Genomic DNA, 3,444 nt, shown 5'->3' with positions numbered 1-3,444 from the left:
CCAAGTGGAGCCGGCTCAACACCGACATCATCCGCCGCATCGCCAACGGCCGCACCGCGCCGCGCTGGTATGAAGGCGATTATTTCGGCACCGCCTTTGCGCCGGCTGCGCCGAAAGCGCCGAAGCCGCGCTGAGGCGCTATTTCCCCAGCCGCGTCACATGCCCCATCTTGCGGCCGGGCCGGGCTTCGGCCTTGCCGTAAAGATGCACATGCGCGGTGGGATCGGCCATCAGGCGCGGCCAATCGGCCACATCATCGCCGATCAGATTGGTCATCTCGATCCGGGCTGACATCAGCGTGGTCGGGCGCAGCGGCAGGCCGACCACGGCGCGGACATGATTTTCGAACTGGCTGGTGGCGCTGCCCTCGATCGTCCAGTGGCCGCTGTTGTGCACGCGCGGCGCCATCTCGTTGAAGCGCGGGCCATCCTTGCAGGCGAAAAACTCGCAGGTGAGCACGCCGACATGGCCGAGTTTTTCCGCCACGGTACGGGCCAACTGCACGGCCTCCGCCGCCTGGGCACGCACCAGCGCGGGCGGCGGCAGTGTTGAAGTGGCAAGGATGCCGCCCTTGTGCAGGTTCACCGGCACCGGCCAATCCACGATGCTGCCATCCTGGCCCCGGCACAGGATCACGCTGAATTCATGGGCGAAATTCACGAACCCTTCGAGGATCGCCGGCTGGCCGCCAATGGCTTCCCACGCCGCATCGGCATCCGCCGCCGTCATCAGCCGGGCCTGGCCCTTGCCGTCATAGCCGAACCGCCGCGTCTTCAGGATCGCCGGCAGTCCCACCTTGGCGATGGCCGCATCCAGTGCCTCGCGGTTGTCCACCTGGGCCCAGGTCGCCGTGCGCCCGCCCAGCCATTCGACGAACTGCTTTTCCGCCATGCGGTCCTGCGCCACCTCAAGGCTGTGCGCGCCGGGGTGAACGGGCACGTGCGCCGCCAGCTGCCGTACCGCCTCGCGATCGACATTCTCCCATTCCAGCGTCACCACATCCACGGCAGCCGCAAAGGCCTTCAGCGCCGCTGCATCGCCATAATCGGCACGGGTGGTGACGGCCGCGACTTCGCTGGCCGGCGTGTCGGCTTCCGGTGCAAAGATGTGGCAACGATAGCCCAATTCGGCCGCCGCCAGCGCCAGCATGCGGCCCAGCTGGCCGCCGCCCAGAATGCCGATGGTGGAACCCGGTTTCAGCATCAGGGCAGATCGTCGGACGGCGCCAGCGCCACCGCGTCCGTCTGCGCCTGCCGCCACGCCGCCAGCCGCGTGGCCAGCGCTGCATCATTGAGCGCCAGGATGGCCGCTGCCTGCAACGCCGCATTCACCGCGCCGGCCTTGCCGATCGCGAACGTGCCCACCGGCACGCCGGCCGGCATCTGGACGATGGAAAGCAGGCTGTCGATGCCCTTGAGCGTGCGCGATTCCACCGGCACGCCCAGCACCGGCAGTGCCGTCATGCTGGCGGCCATGCCGGGCAGATGCGCCGCGCCGCCGGCGCCGGCGATGATCACAGCCAAGCCACGACCCGCCGCGCCCCTGGCATATTCGAAGAGGCGATCCGGGGTACGGTGGGCGGAAACGATGCGGGTTTCATGGGGCACGCCCAGCGCCACCAGGATATCGGCGCCATGCACCATCGTCTGCCAGTCAGACTGGCTGCCCATGATGATGCCAACCAGCGGTTCCGCTTCGCTTGCCATGGCAGTATTGCCCTTTTCGCCCTGAACCGGGCCGTTGGAAAGCGCCACGCTTTAACCGCCAGCCCCAGCCGGCGCAAAGAAAATCAGCCGGTCAGGCCTTGGCCGCCAGCAGAGCGGCCAGGGCCGCCGCGATCACCTGCTTGGCGCCGGCATGATCCTGCCGCTGGCGATCCCGTAGCCGCCCATAGGCTTCAAGGCTCAGCCACAGGTCCAGCTGCTCGAACCACAGATGATCGGCCTTCACGTCCGGCGGCACCGCGCCTTCCAGCCGGGCGCGCAGCATCAGCGTGAGCGCATCCAGCCCGTGATTGAGCAGCGGCGAGCGCTGGCGATGCATGTCGGCCGCGCGGCGATAGGGCAGCACGGTTTCAAACATCTCCATGCGGCGGGCCATCGCCTCGCCAACCTGGCCCTGCCAGCTGCTGGCCTCATAGGGCCGGGAAAGATGCGTGTAGCGCCGGCCGATCCGTTCGATGACCGCGACATAAAGCCCGTCCATGTCGCCAAAATGGCGGAACACCGATCGCAGGCCAACGCCGGCGCGGGCGGCAATTGCCTCGGCACCCGGAATGCCCTGATCTTCATCCACCAATGCGATCACGGCATTGATGATGCGATCCCGGCTCGCCACCGAGCGCAGGCGCCGACCATCAATCTCCGCAGCTTCCGGCAATGATCAAACCCCCGATTGAACGCGATTCATCTCTGCCACTACTGCGATGGCGTTTCCACCTCGAAGCTGTAACCTTATATCATTAAGTTTCGGTTTTAGCGCCCGACAGAGACGAAAGCGCGCCTGATTGAAGCCTGTGGATCAGCGCGAGAAACTGCGCCGCGCCAGCAACAGCGCCACAATCATCACGGCTTCGGCAATCATCGGCGGATAAGCGGTGGGGGCGGTGCCATCCAGGACCAGCGATACCGTGCGGCCGCTGATGGCGATGGCAAGCAGCAGCAATGGCACCTGCAGCGCCTTGTCATCCTTCTTCACCGCGCCGATCAGCGCAAAAACGCCGCCCGTGATGAAGAAGCCGGGAAAATCGGCCCGCAGCGTTGCCAGGCCCTGGCTGCCAAGCGGAGACAGGAAAAACTGCCCGGCCAAACGCGCCGGATTGAGCAGAAAGCCCAAGCCGATCGTAATATTGAACACGGCGATCAAACCGATCACCACCCGCATCACACCTGCCATATCCTGATCTTCCCCAAAAGCTGGCGGCCACCCTATCAGGCCGGCGCGCGCCGAAAACCAGTCCATTGTCAGAAGGTCGGCTTGGCCCTAGCGTGCGGTACATGCGCCGTCTCCTGTTGCTTCTGTTGATCCTCGCTGCCGTGGGGGGGCTGTGGTGGCAGCGCGCGCCGGTGGGCGAATTTGTGTTCAGCCAGATTGCCGAGCGCCGGGCCGGCCGCAACGCGCTGGCCGCCTATGGCGACGGCCTCACCCTGATTTTCTGCGGCACCGGTTCGCCGCTTCCCGATCCACAGCGCGCTGAATCCTGCCTGGCGGTGAAGGCCGGCGACACGCTGCTGCTGATCGATGGCGGCGATGGCGGGGCGCGCAAGCTCGCGGGCTGGGGCGTGCCGATGGGCGGGCTGGATGCCATCCTGCTCACCCACCTGCACAGCGACCATATCGAAGGCCTGGCCCCGGCGCTGCTGATGCGCTGGACGGGCAGCGCGGCGCGCACACCGCTGCCGCTGATCGGCCCGCCCGGCACCAGCGACGTGGCCGCCGGATACA

At 66.6% G+C, this 3,444-nt stretch carries 5 protein-coding genes; 1 reads left to right on the top strand and 4 read right to left on the bottom strand.

What is annotated here, in order from left to right; all coding sequences use genetic code 11:
* Positions 1-138 precede the first annotated feature (138 nt).
* The 4 genes from RT662_RS01325 to RT662_RS01310 all read right to left on the bottom strand — a co-directional run bounded on the left by RT662_RS01325 (position 139) and on the right by RT662_RS01310 (position 2,895).
* Positions 139-1,203: a 5-(carboxyamino)imidazole ribonucleotide synthase gene (locus RT662_RS01325; RefSeq protein ID WP_313668489.1), complete on the bottom strand. Its 1,065-nt coding sequence runs from the start codon at positions 1,201-1,203 to the stop codon at positions 139-141.
* The gene (purE, locus tag RT662_RS01320) at positions 1,203-1,706 is read right to left on the bottom strand and encodes a 5-(carboxyamino)imidazole ribonucleotide mutase (RefSeq protein ID WP_313668492.1); all 504 of its coding nucleotides are present in this window, start codon (positions 1,704-1,706) and stop codon (positions 1,203-1,205) included. Before purE ends, RT662_RS01325 begins: the two co-directional genes overlap by 1 nt.
* A 91-nt stretch (positions 1,707-1,797) precedes the next feature.
* Positions 1,798-2,379, bottom strand: coding sequence for a TetR/AcrR family transcriptional regulator (locus RT662_RS01315; RefSeq protein WP_313668487.1), 582 nt, complete (start codon positions 2,377-2,379; stop codon positions 1,798-1,800).
* Positions 2,380-2,520: 141 nt separating this feature from the next.
* Positions 2,521-2,895 (bottom strand): DUF4345 family protein, encoded by a 375-nt coding sequence (locus RT662_RS01310; RefSeq protein ID WP_313668485.1) that lies wholly within the window; start codon positions 2,893-2,895, stop codon positions 2,521-2,523.
* A gap of 101 nt (positions 2,896-2,996) precedes the next feature.
* Here RT662_RS01310 and RT662_RS01305 point away from each other — a divergent pair.
* Positions 2,997-3,444, top strand: a 448-nt coding sequence (locus tag RT662_RS01305) for an MBL fold metallo-hydrolase (protein ID WP_313668483.1), incomplete at its 3' end; no start/stop codon positions are given.

This window comes from Sandarakinorhabdus sp. (genome assembly GCF_032115815.1).
Classification (GTDB): domain Bacteria; phylum Pseudomonadota; class Alphaproteobacteria; order Sphingomonadales; family Sphingomonadaceae; genus Sandarakinorhabdus.
This window is presented reverse-complemented; position numbering and strand designations above follow the sequence as displayed.

Coding starts and splice junctions, on each gene's coding strand:
- RT662_RS01325 (WP_313668489.1), bottom strand. CDS start 1,203: ATGCTGAAACCGGGTTCCACCATCGGCATTCTGGGCGGCGGCCAGCTG.
- purE (WP_313668492.1), bottom strand. CDS start 1,706: ATGGCAAGCGAAGCGGAACCGCTGGTTGGCATCATCATGGGCAGCCAG.
- RT662_RS01310 (WP_313668485.1), bottom strand. CDS start 2,895: ATGGCAGGTGTGATGCGGGTGGTGATCGGTTTGATCGCCGTGTTCAAT.